The sequence below is a fragment of the Microterricola viridarii genome, assembly GCF_900104895.1.
GTDB lineage: Bacteria > Actinomycetota > Actinomycetes > Actinomycetales > Microbacteriaceae > Microterricola > Microterricola viridarii.
The window spans coordinates 3,446,665-3,471,451 of the sequence record NZ_LT629742.1 but is presented as its reverse complement, the minus strand read 5'-3'; the positions used below and the strand labels follow the sequence as shown (position 1 = coordinate 3,471,451).

At 71.2% G+C, this 24,787-nt stretch carries 22 protein-coding genes; 9 read left to right on the top strand and 13 right to left on the bottom strand.

The genetic code is table 11. The features are described 5' to 3' along the window. Positions 1-18: 18 nt before the first annotated feature. From BLT62_RS15950 to hpaH, 4 genes are read right to left on the bottom strand one after another with little or no spacing between them, the layout of a single operon-like run. Positions 19-978, bottom strand: a complete 960-nt coding sequence (locus tag BLT62_RS15950) for a DMT family transporter (RefSeq protein ID WP_083364947.1) — start codon at positions 976-978, stop codon at positions 19-21. Then, on the bottom strand, positions 975-1,562 hold the full coding sequence (locus tag BLT62_RS15945; protein WP_083364946.1) for a TetR/AcrR family transcriptional regulator: 588 nt from the start codon (positions 1,560-1,562) through the stop codon (positions 975-977). The genes BLT62_RS15950 and BLT62_RS15945 overlap by 4 nt, the downstream gene beginning before the upstream one ends. 47 nt (positions 1,563-1,609) lie before the next feature. After that, positions 1,610-2,455: an HpcH/HpaI aldolase family protein gene (locus tag BLT62_RS15940; protein WP_083364945.1), complete on the bottom strand. Its 846-nt coding sequence runs from the start codon at positions 2,453-2,455 to the stop codon at positions 1,610-1,612. After that, a complete protein-coding gene (gene hpaH / locus BLT62_RS15935) occupies positions 2,440-3,225 on the bottom strand; it encodes a 2-oxo-hept-4-ene-1,7-dioate hydratase (protein WP_083364944.1) in 786 nt (261 codons plus the stop codon). The genes BLT62_RS15940 and hpaH overlap by 16 nt, the downstream gene beginning before the upstream one ends. A gap of 320 nt (positions 3,226-3,545) precedes the next feature. Between hpaH and BLT62_RS15930 the strand changes: the two genes are divergently transcribed. The 4 genes from BLT62_RS15930 (at position 3,546) to BLT62_RS15915 (ending at position 8,816) form a co-directional block, all read left to right on the top strand. Continuing rightward, positions 3,546-5,081 carry an ABC transporter substrate-binding protein gene (locus tag BLT62_RS15930; RefSeq protein WP_083364943.1) on the top strand — a complete coding sequence of 512 codons (1,536 nt, stop codon included), beginning with the start codon at positions 3,546-3,548 and terminating at the stop codon, positions 5,079-5,081. A gap of 74 nt (positions 5,082-5,155) precedes the next feature. Beyond that, a complete protein-coding gene (locus tag BLT62_RS15925) occupies positions 5,156-6,097 on the top strand; it encodes an ABC transporter permease (RefSeq protein WP_083364942.1) in 942 nt (313 codons plus the stop codon). Then, positions 6,094-7,980, top strand: a complete 1,887-nt coding sequence (locus tag BLT62_RS15920; protein WP_083364941.1) for a dipeptide/oligopeptide/nickel ABC transporter permease/ATP-binding protein — start codon at positions 6,094-6,096, stop codon at positions 7,978-7,980. The genes BLT62_RS15925 and BLT62_RS15920 overlap by 4 nt, the downstream gene beginning before the upstream one ends. Then, the gene (locus BLT62_RS15915) at positions 7,977-8,816 is read left to right on the top strand and encodes an ABC transporter ATP-binding protein (protein WP_083364940.1); all 840 of its coding nucleotides are present in this window, start codon (positions 7,977-7,979) and stop codon (positions 8,814-8,816) included. The genes BLT62_RS15920 and BLT62_RS15915 overlap by 4 nt, the downstream gene beginning before the upstream one ends. 395 nt (positions 8,817-9,211) lie before the next feature. Here the strand turns inward: BLT62_RS15915 and BLT62_RS15910 are convergent, their stop codons facing one another. The 6 genes from BLT62_RS15910 to BLT62_RS15885 all read right to left on the bottom strand — a co-directional run bounded on the left by BLT62_RS15910 (position 9,212) and on the right by BLT62_RS15885 (position 16,163). After that, the gene (locus BLT62_RS15910) at positions 9,212-10,624 is read right to left on the bottom strand and encodes an aldehyde dehydrogenase family protein (protein ID WP_083364939.1); all 1,413 of its coding nucleotides are present in this window, start codon (positions 10,622-10,624) and stop codon (positions 9,212-9,214) included. A 132-nt stretch (positions 10,625-10,756) separates the two neighbouring features. After that, positions 10,757-11,974, bottom strand: coding sequence for a multidrug effflux MFS transporter (locus BLT62_RS15905; RefSeq protein WP_231919258.1), 1,218 nt, complete (start codon positions 11,972-11,974; stop codon positions 10,757-10,759). Positions 11,975-12,052: 78 nt separating this feature from the next. Next, positions 12,053-13,039, bottom strand: coding sequence for an alpha/beta hydrolase (locus BLT62_RS15900; protein ID WP_083364938.1), 987 nt, complete (start codon positions 13,037-13,039; stop codon positions 12,053-12,055). Next, a complete protein-coding gene (locus BLT62_RS15895; RefSeq protein ID WP_231919257.1) occupies positions 13,036-14,049 on the bottom strand; it encodes an alpha/beta hydrolase in 1,014 nt (337 codons plus the stop codon). The genes BLT62_RS15900 and BLT62_RS15895 overlap by 4 nt, the downstream gene beginning before the upstream one ends. Next, positions 14,046-15,020 carry an aldo/keto reductase gene (locus tag BLT62_RS15890; protein ID WP_083364937.1) on the bottom strand — a complete coding sequence of 325 codons (975 nt, stop codon included), beginning with the start codon at positions 15,018-15,020 and terminating at the stop codon, positions 14,046-14,048. Before BLT62_RS15890 ends, BLT62_RS15895 begins: the two co-directional genes overlap by 4 nt. Positions 15,021-15,047: 27 nt before the next feature. Next, on the bottom strand, positions 15,048-16,163 hold the full coding sequence (locus tag BLT62_RS15885) for a zinc-binding dehydrogenase (protein WP_083364936.1): 1,116 nt from the start codon (positions 16,161-16,163) through the stop codon (positions 15,048-15,050). Positions 16,164-16,271: 108 nt separating this feature from the next. Here BLT62_RS15885 and BLT62_RS15880 point away from each other — a divergent pair, with 108 nt between their 5' ends. Then, complete coding sequence (locus BLT62_RS15880) at positions 16,272-17,699, top strand: amidohydrolase (RefSeq protein ID WP_083364935.1); 1,428 nt, start codon at positions 16,272-16,274, stop codon at positions 17,697-17,699. A 69-nt stretch (positions 17,700-17,768) separates the two neighbouring features. On the opposite strand, the gene BLT62_RS15875 is transcribed toward BLT62_RS15880, so the two are convergent. Further along, complete coding sequence (locus BLT62_RS15875) at positions 17,769-18,509, bottom strand: SDR family NAD(P)-dependent oxidoreductase (protein ID WP_083364934.1); 741 nt, start codon at positions 18,507-18,509, stop codon at positions 17,769-17,771. A 93-nt stretch (positions 18,510-18,602) separates the two neighbouring features. Here BLT62_RS15875 and BLT62_RS15870 point away from each other — a divergent pair, with 93 nt between their 5' ends. Further along, entirely contained in the window at positions 18,603-19,571 is a 969-nt protein-coding gene (locus BLT62_RS15870) for an aldo/keto reductase (protein ID WP_083364933.1), read from the top strand. A 22-nt stretch (positions 19,572-19,593) separates the two neighbouring features. On the opposite strand, the gene BLT62_RS15865 is transcribed toward BLT62_RS15870, so the two are convergent. Beyond that, positions 19,594-20,358, bottom strand: a complete 765-nt coding sequence (locus tag BLT62_RS15865) for an alpha/beta fold hydrolase (RefSeq protein WP_083364932.1) — start codon at positions 20,356-20,358, stop codon at positions 19,594-19,596. Between the two features lie 185 nt (positions 20,359-20,543). On the opposite strand from BLT62_RS15865, the gene BLT62_RS15860 reads away from it, so the two are divergent. The 3 genes from BLT62_RS15860 (at position 20,544) to BLT62_RS15850 (ending at position 23,756) form a co-directional block, all read left to right on the top strand. Then, positions 20,544-21,542, top strand: a complete 999-nt coding sequence (locus tag BLT62_RS15860; protein WP_083364931.1) for a methyltransferase — start codon at positions 20,544-20,546, stop codon at positions 21,540-21,542. 79 nt (positions 21,543-21,621) lie between these two features. After that, the gene (locus BLT62_RS15855) at positions 21,622-22,677 is read left to right on the top strand and encodes a phosphotriesterase family protein (protein ID WP_083364930.1); all 1,056 of its coding nucleotides are present in this window, start codon (positions 21,622-21,624) and stop codon (positions 22,675-22,677) included. Beyond that, positions 22,674-23,756: a phosphotriesterase family protein gene (locus tag BLT62_RS15850; protein ID WP_231919256.1), complete on the top strand. Its 1,083-nt coding sequence runs from the start codon at positions 22,674-22,676 to the stop codon at positions 23,754-23,756. The genes BLT62_RS15855 and BLT62_RS15850 overlap by 4 nt, the downstream gene beginning before the upstream one ends. Positions 23,757-24,127: 371 nt before the next feature. Here the strand turns inward: BLT62_RS15850 and BLT62_RS15845 are convergent, their stop codons facing one another. Then, entirely contained in the window at positions 24,128-24,721 is a 594-nt protein-coding gene (locus BLT62_RS15845; RefSeq protein ID WP_083364929.1) for a TetR/AcrR family transcriptional regulator, read from the bottom strand. Positions 24,722-24,787 lie beyond the last annotated feature (66 nt).

The window sequence follows — 24,787 nt, the reverse complement described above, 5'->3', positions numbered from 1 at the left end:
CCGTCTGACGCGACCAGTCTAGAACATGCCGGGGGCCGACAGGGCACCGGATGCCGGCTCCAGCCCGCCGGCGCCGCCCCGCGCCCTGGCGCTCGTGGCGGGTGCCGCGGCGAGGATGACGAGGACGCCCGCGATGACCGCCAGGCCGGCCCAGCCCACGCTCGTCAGCTGCTCGCCGACGATGAGCACCGCGAGCACGGTCGCGACGGCCGGCTCTGTGAGCGTCACCGTCGTCGCCGTGCTCGCAGACACCCGGGCCAGCCCCAGGCCGAAGAGGACGTAGCCGAGGAACATCGGGATCAGCGCCATATAGCCGGCGACCGCGAACGCCTGCGGCGATGCGATGAGCGGGGCGCCGGTGGCGACGAGCACGGGCAACAGCAGGATCCCGCCGCCGCCGAAGACCGCTCCCATCGATGCCGACCGACCCACCCCGCGGGACATCAGCCCGTGGGCGGCCCAGGAATACACCGCGTAGCTCGCTCCGGCGACGAGCCCGAGGCCGATTCCGGCCACCGTCCCGCCCGCCGACGCGGCGGGGCCGTCGAGTTTCGACAGGCAGAGCAGCAGGCTGCCCAGGATGCCGAGCGTGGCGGCGAGCATCCACCACCGGCTCAGCCGCCGTCGATCCACGAAGCGCTCCAGCAAACCGGAGGCCAGCGGCGCCGAGGCGAGCGACACCACGGAGCCGATGGCCACGCCGGAGAGGTGCATGGAGCTGTAGAAGGCGAGCGGATAGATCGCCACGGCCAGCGAGCCGACGACCACCGCCCTCCGGTTCGCGCGCAGGGCGGGGGCCGCGGCGCGCAGCGCGGGCACGGCGATCACCGCCTGCAGTAGCCCGCCGATGCCCAGGGCGGCCGCACCGATGGCGAGCGGCCCAGCGCCCGGGGCGAACGTGGCCGCGGTCCCGGTCGTTCCCCAGAGCAGCGAGGCGCCCGTGATGGCCGCGATCCCGACCCGGCGCGACCCGCTCACGGCGTGCCGAGAAGTCGGGATGCGAGCGCTCGGGCGTGCTCGAGGCGGCCGACTCCGCCCTCCAGCCCGGCCCGGATCATCGATCCCTCCAGCAGGAACGACAGGTGCTCGGCCAGCGTCGGCACCTCGGAAGCGCGAGCCAGCGGCGCGAGCTGGTCCGCGAGGATCGCCTCGACCTGTTCCTTGTGCCGGCGGACCTCGGCGCGACCGGGCGCGCCGACAGGCAGCTCCGCCGCCGCGTTCAGGAGCCCGCAACCGCGGAAACCGCGTTCGTACTCGAAGCGGGCATGGTCGATGTAGGCGTCGAAGACGGCCAGCACCTGCTCGACCGGCGTTCTCGCGCTCTCGGCACGCAGCCGGTACAGCTCGAGCCATTCCTCGTGGCGGGCCTGGATGTAGGCCAGCACGAGGTCCTCCTTCGAGGAGAAGTTGTTGTACAGGCTCATCTTCGCGACCCCGGCCGCGGCCGTGATCGTGTCGATGCCCGTCGCGGTGATGCCGCGCTCGTAGAAGAGTCGCGAAGCCGCAACGAGAACCCGCTCGCCGGCCGGGCCGCGCCCGGAGACCACACCGTTGTCTGTCATTAGGTAGATCAGTCTACCCAGGAAGCGGCGCGCGCCGCGAGGGCGACCTAGTAGCTGGCGCGCCCCCCGTCGGATTGCCCGTCGGCCGGGATGTAGCGGGCGGCCAGGGCCTCCGAGGAGCGGGCGAGCAGTGCGACATCCGCGCCGACCGAGACGAAGTTCGCGCCGGCGGCGAGATAACGGTCGGCGGTGGCCGGGGCGAAGGCGTTGACGCCGACCGGCTTGCCGAGATCGGCCGCGACGCGGATGCAGCGCTCGACCGCCGCAACGACGTCCGGGTGCTCCTGCTGGCCCAGCACGCCCATCGAGGCGGCCAGGTCGGAGGGCCCGACGAAGATGCCATCCACGCCGTCGATGGCGGCGATGGCGGCCACGTTCTCGACAGCGGATGCCGTCTCGATCTGCACGAACAGCGAGACGAGCTCGTGCGCCTGGGCCAGGTAGCCGTCGATCCGGTTCCAGCGGGCCGAGCGGGCGAGGGCGGCGCCGACGCCGCGCACGCCGAGCGGGGGGTAGCGCATGGCGCGCACCAGCTCCGTGGCCTCCTCGGCCGTGTTGACCATGGGCACGAGCAGGTTCTTCGCGCCGAGGTCGAGCAGCTGCTTGATGATGACGGTGTCGCCGATCGGGGCGCGCACGAGGGGCGCCACCGGGTACGGGGCAACGGCCTGCAGCTGGGCGAGCACGGACTCCAGCCCGTTCGGGCTGTGCTCGGCGTCGATGAGCAGCCAGTCGACGCCGCTGCCGGCACAGATCTCGGCGACGAGCGGGCTGCCGGAGCACACCCAGAGGCCGATCTGCGGCCGGTCGGCCGATCCGAGCACGTCCGCGAGCGTGGGCTCGGTGCCCGGGGCGCGATACCCCTCGCTGTGCCTCTCTACTCGAAGCGACACGTGATCGCCCCCAGCTGTCCGTAGTCGGCGTGGATGGTGTCGCCGCGCTCCACCCACATCGGGCGGGTGAACGAGCCGGCCAGCACGATGTCGCCGGCCGCGAGGCTCGAGCCGTGCTGGGAGAGCTTGTTGGCGAGCCAGGCCACCCCGCTGGCGGGGTGGTTCAGCACGGCCGCTGCCACGCCGGATTCCTCGATGGTCTGGTTGCGGTAGAGCAGTGCGCCGACCCAGCGGAGGTCAACGGCATCCGGCTTCACCGGGTTGCCGCCGATCACCATGGCGCCCATGGCCGCGTTGTCTGAGATGGTGTCGACGATGGTGCGGCCGGACATCTCGATGTGCGAGTTGAGGATCTCCAACGCCGGGATCACGTAGTCGGTGGCCGAGAGCACGTCGAAGATGGTGCAGTTCGGGCCGCTCAGCGGGCGGGCGAGCACGAAGGCGAGCTCGATCTCGATGCGCACGTTCGAGAAGTTGTCGAACGGAATGCTCGAGCCGTTCTCGTAGACCATGTCGTCGAAGATCACCCCGTAGTCGGGCTCGGTGATGCCCGTGGCGACCTGCATCACCTTGGAGGTGAGGCCGATCTTGCGGCCGACGAGGCGCCGGCCGGACTCGATCTTGCGCGCTGCCCACAGGCTCTGCACCGCATAGGCGTCCTCGACGGTCATGTCGGGATTGCGGGCGGTGAGCAGCGGAACGATGCTGCGTGTGCGATCGGCCTCGAAGAGCTCGTCGGCGATCGCGGTGATCTGAGCGGGTTCCAACACTGGGGCACCATTCCTTTATCAGTGACTGCCTTGTCGATGACTACTCAGTGATCGTATACGATGCCGCGCGCCGGTGGGGAAAGTCGCGGAAATTCACCGCCGGAAGGGCGGAGAAAGTCGGAGTTGTCTTTCTTGTCAACAACTGTAGAATTACCCGCACGGCACAGTGGAGTGTCGACGAAGCCACCTCGCATCCCGAGGCGACAAGCTCTGCACTCCGCCGGGTCGCTGCGCGACGGCGCACATGTGGGTCGAGCTGTGCACGGTATCGATCTCTCCCCTTGTTACACCCCTGCCCCGGTAACCGAGAGAAGACAGAGATGAAGAAGGCAACGATCGCTGCGGTACTCACCGCCAGCGCCCTCGTACTCACCGCCTGCAGCGGCGGCACGAGCACCAACCCTGAATCCGGTGGCGACGATGCCACCACCACCAAACTCAGCATCGGCAATTTCCTCGATGTCACTTCGTGGGACCCGGCGCTCGCCGACATCGGCTTCGACGGCCCCTACTTGTCGGCCATCTACGACCCGCTGCTCACCATCGACGGCGACGGCCAGCCCCAGCCCGCCCTGGCGACGGACTGGGAGGTGTCAGAGGACTTCAAGACCATCACGATGAACCTCCGCACCGACACGACGTTCTCCAACGGCGAGGCGTTCGACTCCGCGGTCGCCGTGAAGAGCCTCGACTACCTCAAGGCGGGCGTGCGCTCGCAGGAGGCCTTCCAGAAGGTGGAGAGCTTCGAGGCGGTCGACGCAGACACCATCGCGATCCACCTCACGCAGCGCGACGACACGATCCTCTACTTCATGGGTCTCGGCCGCAGCTACATGATGGCCCCCGAGGCGATCGACGCCGGCTCGCTGGCCGAGACGCCCGTCGGATCCGGCCCGTACACGCTGTCCGACTCCTCGGTCGCGGGTGCGGAGTACCACTTCGACAAGGTCGCCGACCACTGGGCCGCAGAGCAGTTCCCCTTCGACCCGCTGACGGTCACGCCGCTCTCTGACGGCACCGCCATGCTCAACGGCATGGAGGGCGGCCAGTTCAACCTCATCTACGGCGACAAGACCGGCATGGACATGGCGCCCCAGTACGACTGGAACGTGAGCTCCGGCCTGTCGATGTGGGTCGGCCTGCAGTTCAGCGACCGCGTCGGCGCCACCGAGATGGGCAAGCCGCTCGGCGACGTGCGCGTGCGCCAGGCCCTGAACTACGCGTTCAACGGCCAGGAGATGGTCGACACGATCGGCCAGGGTGTCGGCGTCGCGACCAACCAGGTGTTCCCCGCGGGCACCCCCGGCTACGTCGAGTCGCTGAACGGCACGTACAAGCCGAGCATGGACAAGGCGAAGGCGCTGCTGGCCGAGGCCGGCTACGCCGACGGCTTCGACATCACGATGCCGATGGCCCCGCCGTTCCAGCCGTGGCAGGCCATCATCGAGCAGAACTTCGGCGAGCTCGGCATCGGCGTCACGTTCAAGGAGACCGACTTCATGCAGTACATGTCGGTCGCCCCCGAGTACCCGATGTTCGTCGCCGTCATCGCGATGGACGGCAACCCGGTCGCCACCGTCGAGCGTCAGATCGCGAAGCCGCAGTGGTACAACCCGAACCCCGGCCTCGAGTCCTTCCCGGAGATCCAGGCGCAGGTCGACACCGTGTTCTCGGCGGAGCCCGGCGACGCGCAGACGGCCGAGATCGAGAAGCTCAACACGATGGTCACCGAGCAGGCCTTCTTCTCGGTGTGGAGCCAGTCGACCAACACCTACATCTCCACCTCCGAGTTCACGGTGACCCCGGTCATCGGGATGATGTTCCCGACCCTCCGACAGATCGAGTTCACGGGATAGCGACAACGGGGTGGGGCCGCGCAAGCGCGGCCCCACCCCACCCATCTCCACCCCGAATCGATCCAGGAGATCCGATGCTCACCTTCACGCTCAAGCGGCTCGTCTCTGGCGCGATCCTGCTGTTTGCCGTAGCGACCGCCACCTTCCTCCTCGCCTACGCCGCGATCCCAGACCCCACCCTCGGCCTGCTCGGCAGCGCGGCCACCCCCGAGGCGCAGGCAGCCCTCGCCCAGAAGATCGGGACAGACCGCCCCCTGCTCGTGCAGTACTTCGAGTGGCTGACGAACCTGCTCCAAGGCGACTTCGGCACCTCCTGGAAGAACTTCCAACCGGTCGGCAAGCAGATCGCGTTGAAGCTGCCCGTCACCCTCTCCGTGGTCACGGTGTCGATCCTGCTCTCCGCGATCCTCGGCGGCACCCTCGGCGTGCTCGCCGGCCTCCGCCCCAACACCTGGATCGACAAGGTCGTCAAGGCCGGCGCCGTCATCCTCTTCGCGCTCCCGGGATTCTGGGTCGCCCTCGTGCTCGTGATGACCTTCGCCGTGCAGCTCAAATGGTTCCCCGCCGTCGGCTACGTCCAGCCGGGCGAGTCCATCCCCGGATGGCTGCAGTCGATCACCCTGCCGGCCATCGCCCTCGCGCTCGGCGCGATCGTGATGATCGCCGAGCAGCTGCGGAACGCGATCATCCAGGCCGACAGCCAGGACTACATGCGCACGCTGCGCAGCCGCGGCCTGCCACCCTGGCGGATCGTGGTGCACCTGCTGCGCAACTCCGCGCCGGCGTCGCTCACGATCCTCGCGCTCATGTTCGTGGGCCTGCTCTCCGGCGCGATCATCGTCGAGCAGATCTTCGCCCTGCCCGGCATCGGGCCGCTGACCCAGTCCTCGTCGCAGAACGGCGACATCCCGATGCTGCTCGGCATCACCGTGATCACCGTGATCTTCGTCGTCATCATCAACTTCCTGCTCGACATCCTGCTCGGGTGGGTCAATCCGAAGGCGCGTGTGAAATGACCTCTCCGCTCACCGACAACATCGACACCCGCGGCGTGCGCCGCGGCTCGGCCTTCCTCCGCCTCCTGCGGCGCCCAGCCGGCGCGATCTCCTTCGGGGTGCTCGTGCTCGTGGTTCTCGTCGCGGTGTTTGCGCAGTGGCTCGCGCCGCACGACCCCAACTTCGTCGACCTCTCGCTCAGCCGCGCGCTGCCGAGCCCCGAGCACCCCCTCGGCGGCGACACCACCGGGCGCGACGTGCTCAGCCGCCTCATCTGGGGCACGCAGATCACGCTCTGGGGCGCCATGCTGGCGATCGTCGTCGCCGTCGGTCTCGGCGTGCCCGCCGGCCTCGCCGCCGGCTACCTCGGCGGCGCCACCGACCGCATCAGCACCTGGGTCAGCGACGCGCTGCAGTCCGTGCCCGGCATGATCATCCTGCTCATCGTCGCCGCGAACTCCGGCAACAGCTTCAACATCCTCATGGTCACGATTGGCGTCTTCATGGCGCCCGGCTACTTCCGGCTCACCCGCTCCACCGTGCTCTCGGTGCGCAACGAGGCCTACGTCGACGCGGCCAGGGTGTCCGGTCTCTCCAACACCCGCATCATGGGGCGGCACATCATTCGGCAGGTCTACGCGCCCATCATCATCCAGTCGGCGCTGACCGCCGGCATGGCGATGGGAATGCAGGCCGGGCTCCAGTTCCTCGGCATCGGCGGCGGCACCACCCCCGGGTGGGGCGCGATGATGAACGAGGGCTTCCGCGTGATGCGCACCGACCCGCTGCTGCTGCTCTGGCCCTCCCTCGCCCTCGGCATCACGATCGCCGCGCTCGCCGTGCTCGGCTCCACGCTGGCCGACGTGATCAGCGTCAAGACGCCGGTGCTCTCGCGCAGCCGGCGCCGGTCGCGCTCGGCCGAGACCGCGACGCGGCCGGCGAATGCGACATCCACGACCACCGGCTCCATCTCGCACGTGGCCGTCGAATCGGCGGTGCAGCTGGAGAACCTGCGCGTGACCTACGCCACCGCCGGGGGCCCGGTCGAGGTCGTGCACGGCATCACCCTCGACGTCGCGCCCGGCGAGGTGCTCGGCATCGTCGGCGAGTCCGGCTCCGGAAAATCCCAGACCGTGTTCTCGTTGCTCGACCTCCTGCCGAAGTCGGGCTCCTACACGGCCGATGCGATCTGGATCGGCGGCCAGAACGTCACCGCGCTGGGCCGCACGGAGCGTGCGCGCCTGCTCGGCCACGAGATCGGCTACGTGCCACAGGAGCCGATGACGAACCTCGACCCCTCATTCACGATCGGCCACCAGCTCACCGAGCCGCTGCGCAGCGTGCACCGGATGAGCCGCACCGAGGCGAAGGCTCGTGCCCTCGCCATGCTTGAGCGCGTCGGCATCGCCAATCCGGCCGCGGTGATGCGCTCCTACCCGCACGAGCTCTCCGGCGGCATGGCCCAGCGAGTGCTCATCGCCGGCGCGATCTCGGGCAAACCGTCTGTGCTCGTCGCCGACGAGCCGACGACCGCGCTCGACGTGACGGTGCAGGCGGAGGTTCTCGAACTGCTGCGCGAGCTGCAGCGGGAGTACCGCATGGCGCTCATCATCGTCACCCACAACTTCGGCGTCGTCGCCGACATCTGCGACCGCGTCGTCGTGATGCGGGGCGGCTCGATCGAGGAGATCGGCGAAGCCGCCCAGATCTTCTCCGCGCCGCGGAGCGAGTACACCCGCGAACTCATCGCCGCGTCGCTGGACGGAGCAGAGAGCCGGTCGGAGCTCGACCGGCTGCACGCAGCCGCCGCGTCATCCGCTGCCGGGCACGCCGCTGCAGACCACGCAGCCCGCAGCGCGGCGGATGCCGCCACCGAGGCCGAACTGAAGGAGGTGCGCGCATGAGCGCGACAACCAAGCCCCTGCTAGAGGTGAACGACCTCGTCGTCGAGTACGGCACGCGGCGCAAGCCTGCGCGCGTGCTGCACGAGGTGTCCCTCGCCGTCGGTGCGGGGGAGTGCGTCGGACTGGTCGGTGAGTCGGGGTCGGGCAAGTCCACCCTGGGCAAGGCCATTCTCGGCCTCGTCCCGGTCGCCGGCGGTCGGATCTCCTTCGACGGGCGCGACATCACCCACGCGAAGGGGCGCGAGCGGCGTGCACTCGCCTCCGACATCCAAGTGGTCTTCCAAGACCCGTACGGCTCGCTCGACCCGCTCATGACCATCGGGGACATCCTCGCCGAGCCGCTCGCCACCGCGGGCACCGGCAAGCGCGAGGCGAAATCCCTGGTGGCCGAGATGCTCGACCGGGTGAGCCTGCCCCGGAACGTGCTCGAGCGGTACCCGAGCGAGTTCTCCGGCGGGCAGCGGCAGCGCATCGCGATCGCGCGTGCCCTCGTGCGGCGCCCGCGGCTGATCATCTGCGACGAGCCGGTGAGCGCGCTCGACCTGACGACCCAGGCGACGATCCTGGAACTGCTCATCGAGCTGCAGCGGGACACCGGGGTGTCCTACCTCTTCGTCTCACACGACCTCGGTGTCGTGCGCCGGGTCTGCCACCGGGTCGCCGTGATGTACCGGGGAAACCTCGTGGAGACCGGTGATGGCGAGCAGATCACTCGGGAACCGCAGCACGCGTACAGCCGCCGCCTGCTGACGGCGTCCCCGATCGCCGACCCGGCCGGCCAAGCCGAGCGGCGCCAGGCCTGGCTGGAGCTGCGACAGGAATCCGCGGCCGTGTAGGCAGCCGTCCGAGACAGAGGCGGGGCCGCTCCATCCAGCCGGCCCCACCTCGTCGCCGGGACGCGCGAACGCGCCCCGGCTTGTGTCGGGCTCGCTGTTCTCTGGCCATTGACGTCGCGTGCGCGGGCGACGGGCCGCCGCCTGCACGCGATGCATCCATTACGCGAAAAGTGCGCCACCGCTCTGCAGGTGGCGCACTTTTCGCGTAATGGATGGGCGGCCGGGGCCTCGCCCGGACGTTTTCGATGACGAGCGGACCAGGCGACGTGGGCCGGCCGGCGTTGGCATGAGGAGCCCGGGACACGAGAACCTCCGCGGATCGAGTCGATCGATGGCGGAGGTTCTCGTGTGATGCCCTCAGGCTACGCTGCTCTCAACCTGTGGGGGAGGAGCAACTAGCCGCTGACCACCTGCGGCTCCGCGACGGCCTTGAGGCCCTCCACGCCGAACTCGCGGCCGTAGCCGGACTGCTTCGCCCCGCCGAACGGCACCATGGGGTGCAGCCCGCCGTGCGAGTTGATCCACACCGTTCCGGCCTGCAGGCGGGCCGCGATCTGGCGCGCCGCGTCCCGGTCGGCCGACCAGACCGAGGCGCCGAGGCCGAACTCGAGCTCGTTGGCGAGGCCCACCACGGCGTCCAGGTCGGTGTAGCGGATCACCGGCAGCGCCGGGCCGAACTGCTCCTCCAGCACGAGGTCATTGTGCGGGTCGATGTCGGCGACGATCGTCGTCGGGTAGAAGTTGCCGACCGCGTCGTGGTCAGGGTCGCCGCCGAGCACGACCCGCGCACCGGAGGCCTTCGCGGACTCGACGAGCCGGTCGACGATCTCGTACTGGCCGCGGTTCTGCACCGGGCCGAGCACGTTTGCCTCGTCGAGGCCGACGCCCATCGGCATGCTCTTCGCGAAGGCGACGAGGTGCTCCAGCACCTCGTCGTAGACGTCGTCGTGCACGTACAGGCGCTTGAGCGCGGCGCAAGTCTGGCCCGTGTTGATGAATGCGCCCCAGAACAGGTCGGCGGCGATGGCCGCGGCGTCCACGTCGGGCAGCACGATGCCGGCGTCGTTGCCGCCGAGCTCGAGGGTCAGCCTCGTCACGTTGTTCGCGCTGGCCTCGATGATGCGCTTGCCGACATCCGTCGAGCCGGTGAACATGATCTTGCCGACCTTGGGGCTCTTCGTGAGGGCGTCACCGACCGTGCGGCCGGGGCCGGCCACGATGTTCAGCACGCCCTCCGGCAGCACCTGGTTCATGACGGCGACGAGCGCCAGGCCCGAGAGCGTCGTGGTCTCGGCCGGCTTCGCGACGACCGTGTTGCCCATCCGCAGCGACGGCGCGATCTGCCAGATGGCGATCATCATCGGCCAGTTCCACGGCGCGATGGCGCCGACGACGCCGATCGGCCGGTAGTGCATCTCGGCGTAGTTCTCGCCGTCGTCGACGATGACCTCGACGGGCAGCGGGGTGTCGGCGGCGGTGCGCAGCCAGACTGCGCAGGCGGACACCTCGAAGCGCGCATTCGGGCCGTTGAGCGGCTTGCCCTGCTCACGCGAGAGCAGCTCGGCGAGCGGCTCGGCCGCAGCCTCGATCGCATCGGCCGCCCGGTGCAGGAGCGCGCTGCGCTCCTCGTCGCCGAGCGCGGCCCAGGCGGGCTGCGCCGCCGCCGCGCGGTCGATCGCCGACTCGAGGTCGGCGACGTCCTGCACCGGGGCGGTGCCGATCAGCGCGCCGGTTGCGGGATCATGGACCTCGCGCGCCGGGCCAGCCTGCGGCGTGATCGCCGCGAGAAGTGTGTCGTAGTTGTGCATGGATCCTCCACTATGAGTCCGGTCTGCACCCACGATAGGTCGGCGTCCCGCGGCGGGATTGACCGCGTCTGCACAGCAGTTGACGTTGCGCGAAGAGAGCGGCGCCTCCTCAACGGTGACCAGGAGCGACGGTCAGTGGTCGACGGTGACGCCCCGCAGCATCGGGCGCACGACCGTCAGAGCGAGAGTCGTGGCGATGACCGCGGAGATCGCCACCGTCAGTGACATGGCCAGCGCCGTGGCGCCGCCGAGCGCGGCCAGCGGGGCGACGATGGGCCCGACGACGAACATGGCGGTGCCGAGCACGGCGGATGCCGTTCCGGCCCGCTCGGCATGCCCGCCGAGTGCCAGGGTCGTGCCGTTGGGCCCGCCAACGCCCGAGCTGAACAGGAAGACGGCCAGCACGATGAGCACGCCGACGACGCCGGCTCCGGAGAGTACGACGATGAGCATCGCCACGGCGGCGAGTGCCGTCGCGGTCTGCCCGGTCAGATACATCCGCACGGGGCCCAGCCGGCGCACGAGGAGCCGGCTGAGCTGCGCGCCGCCCATGTTAGCGAGGGCGTTGACGGCGAAGAACACGCTGAACAGCTGCGGGGTCAGCCCGAACTCGCCCTGCAGCACGAAGCTCGACATGGAGAGATAGGTGAAGAACGCCACCCCGCCGGCCGCCGAGACGATGAGCATCACGACGAACAGCCGGTCGCGGGCGAGCGCGCCGAAATGCTGCATCGTCGTGCCGAACCCGCCGCCGTGCCGTGCCCCGTGCGGCAGCGTCTCCTTCAAGCTGGTGAACGCAAGCACGAACAGGGCGACGCCGATGCCGGCCAACACCCCGAAGATGCCGCGCCAGTCCATGAACAGCGCCAGCTGGCCGCCGATCACCGGCGCGATGATCGGGGCTGAGGCGCCGACCAGGGCGAGCAGCGAGAGCATGCGCGAGAGCTCGACCCCGCTGTACATGTCGCGCGCGATGGCCAGGCTCAGCACGATGCCGGCCGAGCCGGCGAGCCCCTGCAGCAGCCGCGCGACGAGCAGCACCTCGATCGTCGGCGCGAACACGCAGGCGAGCGAGAACAGCGCGAACAGGGCGACCCCGACGAGGAGCGGCCGGCGCCGCCCGAAGCGGTCGCTGAGCGGGCCGGCGAGGAGCTGGCCGAGGCCGAGGCCGATCATGCAGACCGACATCGTCGACTGGGCGAGGGTGTCGCTGGTGTCGAGGGACGCCGCCAGCTGGGGCAGGGTCGGCATGTACAGGTCCATCGAGAGCGGCCCGAAGGCTTCGAGGGCGCCGAGCACGAGCACGCTGCGACGCACGCTCATGGTGCGGACAGGGGCGGTGGCGGTCATGGGGTTCCGAATCGGAGGAGGTGGCGGATGCCGCCGGCCGGCGGCATCCGTTGGGCGGCGACCCGCCGCACGCGCGGCTCAGAGGCCGAGCGTGCGCCGGATCCAACTGTCGCGGGCGGCGAGCGCCGCCTGCGACACGATGGCGTCGGGGGAGAAGCCGGAGAAGCCGTGATAGGCGCCGGCCCAGACGTGCAGCTCGGCCTGGCCGCCCGCCGCCCAGATGCGCAGCGCGTAGTCGACGTCCTCATCGCGGAACACCTCGGCGGCGCCGACCTCGATGTAGGCGGGCGGGAGCCCGCCGAGATCGGTGGCCCGCGCGGGTGCCGCATAGGGCGAGACGGCGTCGCTGTGGCGCAGCTCTCCGAGCACCGCGCTCCAGGCGGTGTCGTTGCTGTTGCGGTCCCAGGCGCCGAGGCCGTCGTACTGCCGGCTCGACACGGTCTCGTTGCGGTCGTCGAGCATCGGGCAGTTCAACAGCTGCCCGGCCAGAGCGGGGCCGCCGCGGTCGCGGGCCATTAGCGCGACGGCCGCCGACAGGCCGCCGCCGGCGCTGGCGCCGGAGACGATGATCCGCTCGGGGTCGACGCCGAGCTCGGCGGCATGGCCCGCGAACCATTCGAGGGCGGCGTAGCAGTCCTCCGCGGCGGCTGTTCCCGGGTGCTCGGGGGCGAGCCGGTACTCGACCGCAACGCCGACGACGCCGTGGCGCAGCGCGAGGTCGATGAGCTCGCCGGTGCCGAAGAAGCGCGTGCCGAGCACGAGGCCGCCGCCGTGGATGCCGAGCACGCCGGGGGCGGCTTCGGCCGGGGCGGCGCCGGGTGCGCGCCGCGGCCGCACGACGGTGACCTCGACGTCGGGGGCGCCGGCCGGGCCGGGGATGACCCGGTTCTCCCAGTCGACCGCCAGCTCACCGACCTGCGCGGCCATCGGCGGGATGATCGTGGTGAAGTGCTCCCGGTTGGCGAGGACCGTGTCCGCGCGCAGCGGGATGCGCTCGACCAGCTCGAGGAAGCCGGCCAGGCCGGCGACGAGCTCCGGGTCGTAGGGAACCGGGTGCGCGCTCATCGCTCACCTCCGAGCTGCAGGATGCGGCGCAGCCAGGAGTGCCGGGCGTCCAGCGCCGCCCGGGCCAGCTCCGACTCCGGCGCGTACATGTCGAAACCGTGGAAGCCGCCCGCCCAGATGTGCAGCTCGGCGTTGCCGCCGGTCGCCCAGATGCGGGTCGCGTAGTCGACGTCCTCATCGCGGAACATCTCGGCGGCGCCCGCCTCGATGAACGCCGGCGGCAGGCCGCTGAGGTCGGTGGCCCGGCTGGGCGCGGCGTACGGTGAGGCCGCGGTGCTGAGGGCCAGCTCCTCGCCGAGCACACAGCGCCAGGCCAGCAGGTTGGCGTCGCGCATCCAGGTGCCGATGCCGTCGTACTGGTGGCTGGCCACGGTCGTGTTCGTGTTGTCCAGCATCGGGCAGAGCAGCAGCTGCCCGGCCAGGGCCGGACCGCCGCGGTCGCGGGCGAGCAGGGCGACGGCCGCGGAGAAGCCGCCGCCGGCGCTGCCGCCCATCACCACGATGCGCTCCGGGTCCGCGCCGATCTCGGCGGCGTGCTCCGCTGTCCAGAGCACCCCGGCGTAGCAGTCCTCCACGCCGGCCGGGAAGGGGTGCTCGGGAGCGAGGCGGTACTCGACGTTCACGGCGATCACGCCGAGCTCGAGCACCAGCTGGATGACGCGCTCGGACTCCCAGTGCCGGTGGCCGATGATCATGCCGCCGCCGTGGATGTTGACGAGCGCGGGCAGCGCGGCATCCGCCGCCGTGTGCCCGCGCGGACGGAAGATGGTGACTTCGATGTCGGGAGCGCCGGCCGGGCCGGCGATGAGGCGCTCCTCGGTGTCGACGGCGCGGCCGCCGATGGCCTCGACCGGGCCGGGGAACATCGTGGCCAGCCCCGGCCGGGTCGCCGGCAGCGTCTCCCAGGAGAGCGGCGGCTGCGGCGAGGCCGCCATGTACTCGAGCACGGGGGCGAGCTCGGGGTCGAACGGAACGGGGATGACGCCGCCCGGCGTCGTCACGGCGCTCACGGGCCCTCGGGGTCGACGATGCCGTTGTCGGCCCAGAACGGGGCGACCCGGGCTCGGAGCTCGGCGGCGCCGACGCGCTCGACCAGCTGGATCGCCCCGATGTTCTGCTCGAGCTGCGCAAGTCGGGTCGCGCCGAACAGCGTCGTCGTGTTCGCTGGGTGGGTGAGTGTGAACGCGACCGCGAGTTGGGCGGGCGTCGCCTCCAGCTCCTCGGCGAGGGCGATCACACCGGGCACCGAGGCGATGATGGCGGCCCGGATGTCGCCGGGGTCGCGGCCGACCTCGCGGCCGGGGTTCACCTTGCCGGCGAGGATGCCGCCCTCCATCACGTCGGAGGCCTGCATCGTGATGCCCTGCTCCCAGAGCCGGGCGAATGGTGCCCCGTCGGGGATCGAGCGGCGGGACATGCTGTATTTCAGCTGCGCGATCTGCGGGCCGGGCACCCCCTCGGCCGCGGCAATGTCGATGAGCGCCTGGATGTTGCCGGCCGACCAGTTGTTCACGCCCCAGGCCCGGATGCTGCCGGAACGCTGCAGCTCGGCGAGGTCGAGCACGAGGTCGCGCAGCTCGAGGTCGTCGCGGCGGAGGTCGCCGAGGATCACGAGGTCGGAGTAGTCGGTGCCGACGCGGAACAGCGCCCGCTCCAACTGGGGCCGGAAGCCGTCGGGCCCGAAGCCCTCCAGCCAGAGCTTCTCGGAGAGCAGGTAGTCGGAGCGGGCGATCCCGGCCGCCCGGACGATGGCCGAGAACAGCACGTCGGTGAAGGCGGGCGGGCCGCCGGGGAAGGCGTAGACGCCGACGTCGAAGAGGTTGATGCCGCGGGCGGCGGCGGTGGCGACCAGCTCGACGGCATCCTCGAAGTGCATCCGGTCGTAGGTGTGCCAGGAGCCGAGCGAGAGCACGGAGGCCTCGAGGCCGGAACGGCCGATGCCGCGGCGCGGGATGGCCGGGGCGGAGACGGTGGTGGTCATGGGGTCTTCTTTCGCTTGTCGGGCTGCCTACGGCAGGCGGGGGTCGATGACGGCCTTGATCTCGCCGAGGGCCGACATGGCGGCGATCTTGGCGGAGGCGGCGGAGAGGCCGACGGGGTCGCTGAAGAGCTCATCCCACGGCATCCGCTCGGCGAAGGAGCGGAAGAACTCGATCGCCCGGTAGTAGTCGGAGATGTCGCCGTTGAGGGAGCCGATGACCGAGAGCTCCTTGCCCATGATCGCCGAGAGGGTGATCGGCTCGCCGGTGGGGCCGGTCGAGCCGACGACCACGACGGTGCCGCGCTGGGAGGCCATCGCGATGGCCTCCGGACCGACGCTCGGCGCGCCGGCGAAGTCGAGCACGAGGTCGGCGCCCTGCCCGTCGGTGAGCTCCAGAACCCGGGCGATCGTGGCCTCCGAGCCGCCCGCGATGTCGACGACGGCGTCGGCGCCGAAGCGGCGGGCCGCGGTCAGCCGGTCGGCGGGGGCGCCGACGGTGATGACGGTGCCGGCGCCGGAGAGGTGGGCGACGGCGGTCGCGAAGATGCCGAGGGCGCCGGAGCCCTGGACGACGACGCGGGAGCCGGGGCGCACGCCGCCGGCGCGCTGGAAGGCGCGCAGCACGGTCTTCGCAGCGCAGCCCGCCATCGACGCCCAGGTGTCCTTCACCTCGTCGGGCAGCCGGAGCTTGGCGGCACCCGGCGTCACGTAGGCGTACTCGGCGAGGCCGGCCGTCGCATACGGCGGCACGTCGGAGCGCTGCAGGAAGCCGTAGCCGCGCTGCGAACAGGCAACCGGCTCGCGCAAGACGGTGCAGCCGAAGCACTGGCCGCAGGTCGACTCCGACCAGCCGATGCGGTCCCCGACCGCGAGCGCCCGGCCGAGGGCGTCTGTCGTGCCGGGTCCGACCGCGACGATCTCGCCGACCATCTCGTGGCCGAGCACCATCGGCAGCATTCCGGGGAAGGTCATCCTGCCCTGCCAGATCTCGATGTCGGTGCCGCAGAGCGTCGTGCAGGCGATGTGCACGAGGGCGGCGCCCGGCTCGATCTCGCCCGGGAGCGGAATCTCCTGCAGCGTGAGATCCTCGCCGTGTGCAGTCAGCACCGCGGCGCGGGTCGATGTCGGAAGGGAAATCGTCATTGAATGCTCCTTTGTGCGGCCCGCGGATCGCAACGCTGTCGAACCTGTCGCCGGTTTGGGTTATTCTACATACGTTGACTTACATTGCGAAGCTCTCGAGGAGGAGATGTGCAGCGATCTAATCGGGACGAAACCGACGGCCCAGCCGAACTGGTGTTGCGAGGCGGGGCCGTGCTCGCGCTGGATGCCGCAGGAACGCGGGGCACGGCGGTCGCGGTGCGGCGGGGGCGCGTCGTGCTCGTCGGCAGCGACGCCGAGGTGCAGCCGCTCATCGGGGCGGGCACCCGCGTCATCGAGCTCGACGGCCGTGCCGTCATCCCCGGCATCAATGACTCCCACCTGCACGGGAGCTGGCTCGGCGCCCTCTGGCCCGACACGGTCTTCGGCGCGATGGGAGGGCAGGGCGACGCTGTGGCGTTCGAGGGCGATCCGCACGACGCAGCGCCGGCGGCCCCGCTGATCACCTCGGCGGGGGAGGCCAGGGCCGCGATCCTCCGGGCCGGCCGGCTGGCGGCGTCGCTCGGCATCACCAGCTACACCGAGCCGGGGCTCGGCCCGGGCGAGGACGCCGGTGCGACGGGCTGCTTCGGCCAGCTGGTGCTCGACGAGTACCGCGCGCTCGCCGCGGAGCGGGCGCTCACGGCCCGCGTCACCGTGCTCATGCTCTTCGGCGTGCTCGACGGCCCGAGCGAGCTCGGCAGCTTCACCGCCCGGCTGAACGCCACGGTGCGCGAGACGGGTCAGCCGGACTGGCTGCGGATCGCCGGGGTGAAGATCTTCGCCGACGGCATCCCGCCGATGCTCCAGGCATGGACCCACCGGAGCTACCCGGACGGCAGCTCCGGTGACCTGCTCGTCGCCGGCGCCGACATCGCCGAGCGTGAGGCGAGCCTGCGGCAGATGATCAGCGCCGCCCACCTGGCCGGCTTCCAGGTCGGCGTGCACGCGACGGGCGACCGCTCCATCGAGGTGGTGGCGGATGCCGTGGCCCACGCGCAGGCGGCGGCGCCGGCCGAGTTGCGCCACTACGTGATCCACGGCGACCTCGTTGCGCGCGAGACGCTGTCTGCGATGGCGAGGCTCGACATGGGGCTGAACGTGCAGGCCGGCATCGCCGTGCTCACCGCGCCCTGGCTCGCCGGCGTGCTCGGCGAGGAGGCCGCGGCCGATGCCTGGCCGGTGGCCGAGGCGCTCGCCGCGGGGGTCTCGCTCTCGCTGAGCTCCGACGCCCCCGTGCTCTCGCCGGACTGGCGCGAAGGCATTGCGGCGGCCGATGCCTGGATGGGCGCGCCGGCGCCCGGGGCGGAGGAAGAGCGGATGCTCGCGCTCCTGCACGCGTACACCGTCGCCCCGGCCCGGCAAGACGGCGCCGAGGCGTGGAAGGGTTCGCTCGAGCCCGGCAAGGTCGCCGACCTCGTCGTGCTCGCGGCCGACCCGCTGACGGTTGCGCCGGCCGAGCTGCCCGACGTCGCCGTCGACCTGACCGTCGTCGACGGCGAGGTCGTGTTCGAGCGCGAGGCGGCGCTCGTCGGCTGAGGTCCGACCGGCGAGACGACGATGGCCCCTGCGGAACCGCAGGGGCCATCGTGCATTCCGGGGTGGCGCTCAGGCGAGCAGCTGCCCGCCGTCGACGGGCAGGCTCACGCCCGTGATGTGGCCGGCCCCCGGCCCGGCGAGGAAGACGACCGCGGGGGCGATGTCCTCGACCGCGGCGAGCTTCGCAAGCGGGACCCGCGACTCCCACGCGGCGCGGGCGGGGGAGCCCTCCGGCATGCCCATCTGCAGCATCGGGGTCAGCACGGGGCCGGGCGCGACGGCGTTCACGCGGATGCCGTGGCCGGCCAGCTCGATCGCCGCCCAGCGGGTGAGCGAGTCGACGGCCGCCTTGCTCGACTCGTAGGCGCCCATCCCGGGCGTCGGCTGTTTGCCGCCGATCGACGAGATGTTGACGATTGCGCCCCTCGTCCCCGTGGCGATCATCTGGTTCGCGATGGCCTGGGTCACGTTGAAGGTGCCGACGATGTTCACGTTGACGATCGAGGCGTAGGCCTCGGCGGAGAGCTCGGTGATGGCGCCGTGCACCGAGAGGATGCCGGCGTTGTTGACGAGCACGTCGATGGGGCCGTGCTCGGCGGCGACCTCCGAGACCGCGGCGGCGACGGCGGCCGGGTCGGTGATGTCCAACGCGACGGCGGCCGCGCCGATCTCGGACGCGGCGGCGGCCACGGCATCCGCATTGACATCGGCGAGCACGACGCGGTCGCCCTGGGCGAGAAAGGCCCGGGCGATGCCGCGGCCGATGCCGCCGCCTCCGCCGGTGATGAGCACGGTGCGGGATTCGGTCACGGTGGAAACTCCTTCGTCTCACGCCGGGCGGCGTGCATGGGGTTATATTATACGAACGTAGAAAATAAAGCGATGATGCTTCGAGGAGACCCCATGAGTTTTAGAGGAACCGTCCCCACCCGCCGCCTCGGCCCCGCCGGGCCGGAGGTGCCCGTCTTCGCGCTGGGCTCCTGGAACACCTGGGACCGAATGGAGTTCGACGACGCTGTCGCGCTCATCCGGCGGGCCGCGGAGGTCGGAGCCGCGTTCTTCGATGTCGCCCACTACAACATGGGCCCGCACGCCGAGAACGCCCGCACCGACCTGATCTTCGGCGAGGCCGTGCGGGCCGCCGGTCTCGCCCGCAAGGACTACCTGCTCTGCGGCAAGCTCTGGCTGTGGGAGTACCCGACGACCAGCTTCGCCAGCCAGATGGAGACCTCGCTCTCCCGCATCGGCATCGAGAAGGCCGACACCGTCGTGGTCGGCGACTACATGAGCACCATCGACGTGCGGCAGATCGTCACGGATGTCGCCGCCGAGATCGCGGCCGGGCGCTTCGACAGCTGGGGCGTCAACAACTGGCAGGCGGCCGACATCACGCTCGCCCTCGACTTCGCCGAGGCCGAGGGGCTCACGCCGCCCACCTTCGCGCAGTTGAAGTACGGCCTCGCGCGGCGCACGATGGCCGAGGGTGCGCACTACGGCGAGCTGTTTCGCTCCGGCCGCCTCGCACTGCAGGCCTCCGACGTCTTCGAGGGCGGCATCCTCGCCGGCAAGCTGGCACCGGCCCGCAAGATCGGGGCGGATGTCGGCGGCATCCGCGAACAGATCGTCGCCATCTACCCCGAGCTCGAGCGCATCGCCGCCGGCCTGGGCGCGACGCCGACCCAGCTCGGCATCGCCTTCTGCCTGGCCAACCCGGCCACCGCGAACGTGCTGTTCGGGGTGTCGCGGCTGGAGCAGCTCGAGGACAACCTCGGCGCGCTCGAGCTGCTGGACCGGGTCGGCGCCGAGGAGGTGCGGGCGGCCACGGCCGGACTCTGGGTCGACCGCGGCGTCAACGCGGACGGCACCTGGTAGCGGCCGCCCGCGGCGGCGGTGCTCAGCTGAGGAAGTCGAGCGCGGCCGCCCGGAACTCGGCCGAGCCGAGGGCGCCGTGGTGGTCGCCGGGAACGCGCAGCAGCGCGGCATCCGGCACCAGCGCGACGAGGCCCTCGATGCCGCCGGTCATCATGTCGTCGCTGCCGGCCACGAACAGTGTCGGCAGCTGCGGGGCACCGGACGGCGTGGCCTCGCCGGCCGTGCGGCCGGGCAGGAATGGCTCGCTCGCGAGGCCGTCGATCAGCGCGATCAGCGCCGCGGGGTCGTTGCCCGGTGCCGACACCATCTGCGCCATCATTCCAGTCAGTGGGGAGTCCGGCTCGGCCGTGCCGGCGGCCGCGGCGCGCAGTGCGGACGTGTCCAGCTGGGCGAACGGGTCGAACGGACTCAGGCCGCCGAGCACCAGCCGGCGCACGCGCGGGTTGGCCGCGGGCAGCTCCCAGGCCAGGCGCGCCCCGAGCGAGTAGGCGACGACATCCGCCTGCTCCGCCCCGGCCGCCGCGATGGCCGCGTCCACGGCCTCGCTGAGCGCGCGCACCACCGCGGTCGTGCCGGCGGCCCCCTCGACGGCCGAGGCGTTGGCGCCGTGGCCGGGCAGGTCGACAACGACCGCCGTGCGCCCGGAGGCGGTGGCGGCCTCGTGCCATCCGCCGGCCACCCAGTCGGCCGTGCCGGAGGAGGCGAAGCCGTGGAGGAAGACCACCGGGGGAGTCTGGGCGGCGACCTCGCCGCCCGCGGGGGAGAAGGTCTGCATGGAAAGGGCCATGGTTGCACTCGCATTCGCTCGGGGCGCATCGTCGCGCCTGCGGTTATTCTACGCATGTTGAAATTGGGGGCGAGCCGGGCGCGAGGCGCTTGCATGTTTATTGTCAACGCTTGTAGAGTTTCCCGAGACCGCACCAGCCGCGGGCTGCGCGACGACGCCGGCCCCGCACTCCGAAGGAGAACACCATGACGGCAACGCAGCCGACGACCACAGCAACCCCCGAGGCGATCCTCGACATCGCGATCGGCTTCATGGGAGCGAAGCAGCTCTTCGCCGCCAGCCGGGTCGGCCTCTTCAGCGCCCTCGCCGACGGCCCCCGCACGCTCGACGAGCTCACCGCCGCGACCGGCGTGCCCGCCCAGCAGCTGCGCATCCTCGCCGACAGCATGACCGCGCAGGGCCTCATCACCCGCACCGACGGCCGCTACGAGCTGACCCCGGATGCCGCGGCCTACCTCACCGCAGGCGGCGACGGCATCGACCTCACGCCGTTCCTCGCCTTCCTCAACGACGTCAGCTACAAGCAGTGGTTGCGCTACGACGACACCGTCGACAGCGGCGCCGCCGGCACCCTCGAGCTCGACGAGGCCGGCTGGGGCGGCTTCATGGCCGGCGTCATGACCTACAACGAGCTGCACGCCGAGCAGCTCGCGGCGCACTTCGACTTCTCCCGCTACCGCAACGCGCTCGACTTCGGCGGTCTCAGCCCCGCCTTCGCCGTGAACGGCATGAAGGCCAACCCCGAGCTGAACACCCGCTTCGTCTTCGCCCCCGACTTCACCGACTCGGTGCAGCAGGCCGTCGAGGCGGCCGGGGTCGCCGAGCGCTCGCGCGTCGAGGGCGGCGCCACCGAGACCGCGCAGCCGGGCGGCGAGCACGACCTCGTGCTCGTCAACCACGTCATCCACCGCTTCGACGACGCCCAGAACCGCGTGATCTTCGCCAACGCGCGCGCCGCCGCCGCACCGGGCGCCCACCTGGTCGTGCTCGACTTCTTCCTGGATGACAACCCGGTGCAGCGCAAGATCGACGCCCTGCACGCCGGCGAGTACTTCAACATCGACGGGACGGTCGTCTACCCCGAGTCGACAGTGGCCGAATGGCTCGGCGCGACCGGGTGGAAGCCCGTCGAGACGATCGCCCTGCCGGGCAGCCCCCGCATCCTGGTGGCCGAGGCGGTCTAGCCCTCCGCGTGCACGAGCACCCCGCCGACCGAGTCCCCGCCCGGTCGGCGGGGTGCACCCCAGAACCCCGAGGAGCACCATGTTCGTCTCGACCGTCAGCGGCCCCAGCGCGCCGCACTCCCTCGGCGTCACCCTGCCCCACGAACACCTCATCGCGAACTTCGCGACACCGGAGGAGTCGGATGACGGCTGGCGCCGGCTGGGCCGCACGCGCCCGGCGGCCGCCACCGAGGCCGCCTTCTACGGGGCCGCGGTCGGCATCGAGATGCTGGGCGCGCTCAACCTCGGCGCCCCGAACCGCGACAACCTGCGCCTGGACCACGAGCTGCTGGCCATCGCGGAGGTCGGGGAGTTCGGCCGGCTCGGCGGCGGGGCCATCGTCGACCAGACGAGTATCGGCCTCGGGCGCAACCCCGGCGCTCTCCGGCGCATCGCAGACGCCACCGGTCTCGCCGTCGTGATGGGGGCCGGGTGGCACCACCCGGCGTGGTCCCCGGAGTTGGCCGAGCGATCGCCGGCGAGCATCGCCGCCCAGATTGCGGCGGAGCTCGAAGTCGGCGTCGACGGCATCCGGGCCGGGCTCATCGGCCGGGTCGGCGCGATCGACCCCGCCCAGGACGACGAGCGGAGACTCCTGCTCGCGGTCGCCGCCGCCGCCCGCCAGACCGGGGCGCCCATCAGCATCACCCGCTCCGCGACCATCGCCGACACGCTCGCCGTGCTCGACATCCTCGAGGCCGAGGGGGTGCAGCCGTCCGCGGTCGCCCTCGGCGACGCCGCCGCGCTCCTGGCGCGGCCGGAGGAGCTCGACGCCGTCCTGGCGCGCGGCGTCTACGCGCAGTTTGACCGTCTCGGCGACATCCCCACGATCCTCACCGAGGTGAGCGACCACGACATCGCGCTCGGCATCCTCGGCCTTGCCGCCCGCGGCCTGGCCGGGCAGCTGCTGATCTCGCAGGGCGTGCGGCGCAAGATCGACCTGAACGCCTTCGGCGGCAACGGCTACGGCTTCGTCCTCGAGCAATACCTGCCCTACCTGCGGATGCTCGGGGCGGATGACGGCCTGCTCGCCGCCCTGACCGAGACAAACCCGCAGCGCTGGCTCTCCATGCCGGCCCGGGAGGAGCGCGCGTGAACGCCGCCATCCCGAGCGCCGCCATCCCGAACATCGCCGGCCAGGTGCTCACCGTCACCGGCCCGGTCGCCCCGGAATCCCTCGGCCAGGTGCTCATGCACGAGCACATCTTCATCGACATCCGGCGCCCACCGCACAACCCCCGGCCGGGCCGGGGCACCCCGGAATCGACCGAGCCGCTCAGCCTCGCGAACCTCGCCGCCGTCCGGCGCGGGCGCATCATCGAGCACAACGACCTGCTCGGCGACTTCGACGAGATGCTCGCCGAGGTGGGGGAGTTCCGCGCGCTCGGCGGCGGCACCATGGTCGAGGTCTCCAACACCGGGCTCGGCCGCGACGCCCGCTCGCTCGCCAAGCTCTCCCGGGCCAGCGGCCTGCAGATCGTGATGGGCGCCGGCTGGTACGAGAAGAACTTCCACCCGGCCGACATGGACGAGAAGACGGTCGAGCAGATGAGCGCCGAGATCGTGCGCGACATCGCCGCCGGCGTCGACGGCACGGCGATCCGCTCCGGCATCATCGGCGAGGTCGGCGTCGAGGGCAACCCGCTCACGCCGAACGAGCTGAAGAGCGTGCGCGCCAGCGGGCGGGCCTCCCGCATCACCGGCGCCCCGATCACCTTCCACCAGGGCGGCTTCGGCGAGGAGAAGTTCCGGGTGCTCGACATCCTCGAGGAGGAGGGGGTCGACCTCCGCCACGTCGTGATGGGCCACGCCGGCACCCTCGGCGACGACCTGCCCTTCGCCAGGCGGCTCCTCGCCCGCGGCGTCCTCGTCGAGTTCGACTTCCTCGGCACGCCGGGCAGCCCATGGGGCACCCTCTGGCCGTTCACCGACCTCGCGGTGGCCAGGGGTGTCGCCGCGCTCGTCGACGACGGCCACGCCGACCGCATCGTGCTCGGCGGCGACGTCTGCCAGCGCGTGCAGCTGAAACGCTACGGCGGGCAGGGCTACGGCTACATCTCCGAGCACTTCCTGCCCGCGCTCGGCCGGCTCGGGGTGGGCGACGACGTCATCCGCGCCATCATGGTGGACAATCCCGCCCGGGCGCTCACCTTCCGGGAGCCCGGCCCGGAGTGACCGCGGGCGGGCCCGCGTGCTGCTGGGGTTTCGGCAGGCTCGATCAGCGGTGGTGCCCCCGCTGGTCGGGCCCGTCGAGACCCCAGCGCGGTGTGTATCTGCACGTTGGCTAGAGGGGGCCGCGCCGCGAGGAACGAACAGCGCAGCCCCCGAAGCCCAGCCGCCGGCGTGCTCGGCTTCCGCGCCACTTCGGGCGGGTCCGCGCCCGTTGAGCTGGCGCGGAGCCCGCCCAACTGGCGCAGCGACCTGGTGCGGGCGTCGGCCTCGGCCGCTGGCGCCCCCTCAACAACGGTGGAGAGTGGCTTCCCGCTGGTCGGGCCCGTCGAGACCCCAGCGCCGCCGGTCGAGCGCCCCGCCGGTCGTCGGGACCCCTACGGCCGCCCGAGCCGCTCGAAGAAGCTGTCGAGCTGGGCCTGCTGCAGCGCCGGGGTGTTCTGCTCCGGGTTGATCACGCTCATCAGGGTCGCGCCGACGTTCATTGTGACGAGCTCCTGGATCAGCTGCTCGTCGGGGGTCTTGCTCAGGATGTCGCCGTCGGCGCGGCCCTCGGCGATGAACTGGGCCAGCGCCTGCCGCCAGATGACGAGGTGGTCGACGTAGATCTCGTGCAGGTGCTCGTTGGAGGCGGCCCGCTCCCAGAACGAGAGCAGAACGCGGGCGGCCGTGGTGCGCTCGGCATCCAGCGGCAGGGACGCCTCGCTGATGCCGCGGAGCGCCGCGAGGCCGCGCTTGCCCTCGACCGCCAACCGCACGACCTCGCTCATCTGGGCGAGCGAGAGCTCGTAGGTGCCCTGGATGATGTCGTCCTTGCCCGGGAAGTAGTGCTTGAGCGCACCATTGGCGAACCCGGCCTCTGCGGCGATCTCGCGCATGGTGGCCGCCTCGATGCCGCCCTGGATGATGAGCCCGCGGGTCACCTCGATGATGTCGCGGCGACGCTGATCGTGGTCGATCACCTTCGGCATGCAGGCCCCCTTTAGCTCTGAATTGCATCCAGTCTGCCCGTTTTGGGAACGCACAGATAGTCAACA